The sequence below is a fragment of the Bradyrhizobium sp. genome (assembly GCF_049586575.1).
Classification (GTDB): Bacteria; Pseudomonadota; Alphaproteobacteria; order Rhizobiales; family Xanthobacteraceae; genus Bradyrhizobium.
Window position 1 is genome coordinate 1 of sequence record NZ_JBAVCF010000071.1, and the last position, 2,737, is coordinate 2,737.

Genomic DNA, 2,737 nt, shown 5'->3' on the forward strand with positions numbered 1-2,737 from the left:
CAGCGTCAACGAACTGGTGCGGCAACTCGGGTCGCCGCCAAGCGTACAAATCCCTAAACGGCCCGGCGAACCTGATTGCACCTGGGCCGATATCGGGAAAATCCGCCGTGAGCTTGGGTGGGAGCCCAAGGTCAGCTTTGCCGACGGCGTCCGTGTGATGCTGGAGAATATCGACTACTGGCGTGACGCTCCGGTATGGACCGAATCTCGCATCGCCGACGCGACGCGCGATTGGTTCCGCTTTCTTGACACCGACCGCGCTGATTTGGGGGGGCAGAGATGGAGTCAAGCGTCGCAAAGCTGATCCGGAAGCCGCCAGTCGGCCGTCCGGCAAGCCCGCGCGAGAAGGTCAGAACGCTCGACGAGGTCGGGGCGATCTGCGAGCAGTCGCGGAGCGCCGGGCGCACTGTCGTTCAAGCGCACGGCACGTTCGATCTGCTGCATCTCGGGCACGTCCGCCATCTCGAGGCGGCCCGAAAGCTGGGCGATGTCTTGATCGTCACCGTGACGGCCGATCGTTTCGTCAACAAAGGACCGGGCCGGCCGGTATTCAACGCCGAGCTGCGCGCCGAAATGCTGGCGACCCTCGAATATGTCGATTGGGTCGCCGTCAATGATGCGCCCGACGCCGTCAGCGCCATCGAGCGCATCCGGCCATCGATCTACATCAAGGGGCAGGACTACCAAAATCCGGAAGGCGACATCACCGGCAAGATCACGCTCGAGCGCGACGCGGTTGAGGCGCACGGCGGCCGGATTCATTTCACCGACGAAGTAATGTTCAGTTCGACGGAGTTGATCAACCGCCACCTGAACATCTTTGAGCCGCACATTCGCGAGCACCTTGATGCGCTGCGGCAAAACGGCGGACTTGGCGAACTCTGCGACCTGATCGAGAGCGTGGCCGATTATCGCGTGCTGCTGGTTGGTGACGCTATCATCGACGAGTATCAGTACGTGCTGCCAATGCATAAGACGCCGAAGGAGAACATGATCGCGACCCGCTATCAGGATCGCGAGCTGTTCGCCGGCGGTGTGTTCGCCGCCGCAAATCACGTGGCGTCGTTCTGCAAGCAGGTCGACGTCCTGACCTGCCTGGGCGATTTCGACAGTCACGAAGACCTGGTCCGCCAGAGCCTCAAACCGAACGTCGGTCTCAGGACGTTCACGCGCCCGGGCGCGCCCACCACGTTGAAGCGTCGGTTCGTTGATCCCTCGTACATGCGGAAGCTGTTCGAGGTCTATTTCATGAATGACGAAGCGCTGCCGCCGGACGTGCAGGCGGAAGTCGATAACGCGATCGCCGAGATCGCGTCCGATTACGACGTGGTGATCGCCACGGATTTCGGCCACGGCCTTATCGCCTCTTCTTCGATTGATGCGTTGACGAAGAACGCGCGCTTTCTGGCTGTGAACACTCAGAGCAACAGCGCCAATCTTGGATACAATCTGATTACAAAGTACAAGCGCGCCGACTATGTCTGTATCGACGCGCCCGAGGCGCGGCTTGCCGTCAGCGACCGCGTTTCGAACGTGGGCGATATCGCGCGCCGTCTGGCCGAGAACTACGTCGACTGCTCGAAGATCATCGTCACGCAGGGCAAGCACGGCTGCGTGACTTTCGAGAGTGGCGGCATCGTCCACACCATTCCGGCATTTGCCAAGAACGTCATCGATACGGTTGGCGCAGGCGACGCGTTTCTTGCCGTAACCGCGCCCCTGGTTGCCGTGGGCGCGCCGATGGATCGGGTCGGATTTATCGGCAATGTGGTCGGCGCATTGAAGGTCGAAATTGTCGGACACAGGCGTTCGATCGAGAAAGTCTCGCTGATCAAGGGCATCAACGGCCTGCTGAAGTAAGGATAGGACGGAACACGTGCACGAGCAGTTGGATCAGTATTTCGGCACGCTGGCCGGCCTGTTGCGGGGCGCGGAAGTTACCGATCGCACGTCCCGGACCCTGTCGTTGTCAGAGGGATGCGAATGGGTCCGCAAAGCCGCTCACGAGGTGCACGACGCCGGTAACAAGATCATCTTCATTGGCAACGGCGGCAGCGCCGGCATTGCCAGCCATCTGGCCATCGACTTTTCGAAGAATGGCGGCCTGCGTTCCCTTGCATTCAACGACCCTTCGGCGCTGACCTGCCTCGGTAACGATCTCGGCTACGAGAATGTTTTCGCCAAGCAGCTCGATTTTCATGCCCGGCCCGGCGACCTCTTGATTGCGATTTCAAGTTCCGGGCGTTCGCCCAACATTCTCGGTGCGGTGAAGATGGCCCGCACCCGGGACTGCAAGGTGACGACATTTTCGGGCTTTACCGAAGAGAATGAGTTGCGGCGCACCGGTGATGTCAATTTCTACGTCCGGTCACGCGAATACGGCTTCGTCGAGATCGCGCATCTGGCGTTGTGCCACGCCGTCCTCGATATCGACATGGGCTGGGGACGGCAGGTATAGCTCGGACTGGAGTCTGCCCCGATCGAGCGGGCGGCCGCCATAAGCAAGGAACGGAAGGGACTATGGCCAAGCGGTTCAAGCGCGTGATGGTGACCGGCGGCGCCGGTTATGTTGGCTCAAGCCTCGTGCCTAAGCTGCTCAAGGCGGGCTATGAGGTTGCTGTTCTCGATCTCTATATCTACGGCGACGTTTTTGCCAAACATGCGGGGGATCCAAATCTGATCCAGGTCAAGGGTGATCTGCGCAATGCGGGCGATGTGTCCAAGGCTTTGGCCGGCT

4 protein-coding genes are annotated in these 2,737 nt (G+C 60.5%); all 4 read left to right on the top strand.

Going from position 1 to position 2,737, the window contains the following annotated elements; all coding sequences use genetic code 11:
* A partial coding sequence (locus WB528_RS02155) for a GDP-mannose 4,6-dehydratase (protein ID WP_423886782.1) occupies positions 1–304 on the top strand: 304 nt, incomplete at its 5' end.
* On the top strand, positions 280–1,860 hold the full coding sequence (locus tag WB528_RS02160; protein WP_423886783.1) for a PfkB family carbohydrate kinase: 1,581 nt from the start codon (positions 280–282) through the stop codon (positions 1,858–1,860). The genes WB528_RS02155 and WB528_RS02160, both read left to right, overlap by 25 nt.
* Positions 1,861–1,876: 16 nt before the next feature.
* Positions 1,877–2,458, top strand: coding sequence for an SIS domain-containing protein (locus WB528_RS02165; protein WP_423886784.1), 582 nt, complete (start codon positions 1,877–1,879; stop codon positions 2,456–2,458).
* 62 nt (positions 2,459–2,520) lie between these two features.
* The coding region (locus tag WB528_RS02170) for an NAD-dependent epimerase/dehydratase family protein (protein WP_423886785.1) at positions 2,521–2,737 on the top strand (217 nt) is incomplete at its 3' end.

Bases quoted from the DNA above. Each gene is read 5' to 3' on its own strand.
- WB528_RS02160 (WP_423886783.1), top strand. From the start codon at position 280: ATGGAGTCAAGCGTCGCAAAGCTGATCCGGAAGCCGCCAGTCGGCCGT.